At 42.4% G+C, this 825-nt stretch carries 1 pseudogene; it reads right to left on the minus strand.

The window, feature by feature from the left end:
- Positions 1–825 (minus strand): annotated as a pseudogene (locus tag ACQV2P_RS08655) (YSIRK signal domain/LPXTG anchor domain surface protein); the annotation flags it as partial.

An 825-nucleotide genomic window follows, 5' to 3' on the forward strand; every position in this document is an offset into this window, starting at 1 on the left:
GATCTGGCGTTGGATCTGGATCTGGCGTTGGATCTGGATCTGGTGTTGGATCTGGGTCTGGTATTGGACACACTCCACATTCACCGTCTTTACCATCCTTACCGTCTTTACCATCCTTACCGTCTTTACCATCCTTACCATCTTTGCCATCTTTTACAAAGACTTCTTGTGTGGAACCATCTGGCTTCGTAATGATAATGGTATAGCCCGAATTGCCTTCTGTATCTTTTCCAGGTGTTACCTCAACCTTAGGCGTCTGACCATCTTTGCCATTTAAGATGTTTTCAGTTGTCACTTTTCCGTCACTATCTGTAATGGTAATAGTTACTCCTATAACATTACCATCTTGATCTTTGAGTGGGGTTTGCTTGATGGTTGGTGATTTACCATCCACTCCATCTTTACCATCCTTACCGTCTTTACCATCTTTTACAAAAACTTCTTGTGTGGAACCATCTGGCTTCGTAATGATAATGGTATAGCCCGAATTACCTTCTGTATCTTTTCCAGGTGTTACCTCAACCTTAGGCGTCTGACCATCTTTGCCATTTAAGATGTTTTCAGTTGTCACTTTTCCGTCACTATCTGTAATGGTAATAGTTACTCCTATAACATTACCATCTTGATCTTTGAGTGGGGTTTGCTTGATGGTTGGTGATTTTCCATCTACTCCGTCTTTGCCGTCTGCACCATTTGTTACAGTAGTCGTTGTTTGAGTGCCATCTGGATTGGTAATCGTAATGGTATGAGTACCATCGCCATTATCTACGACTTCTGCAGTTGGCGCTTTGCCATCTTTACCGTCGTTGACAACAGTCGTTGTTT

Origin of the sequence: Facklamia sp. P12932 (assembly GCF_050409545.1) — a bacterium.
Classification (GTDB): domain Bacteria; phylum Bacillota; class Bacilli; order Lactobacillales; family Aerococcaceae; genus Facklamia.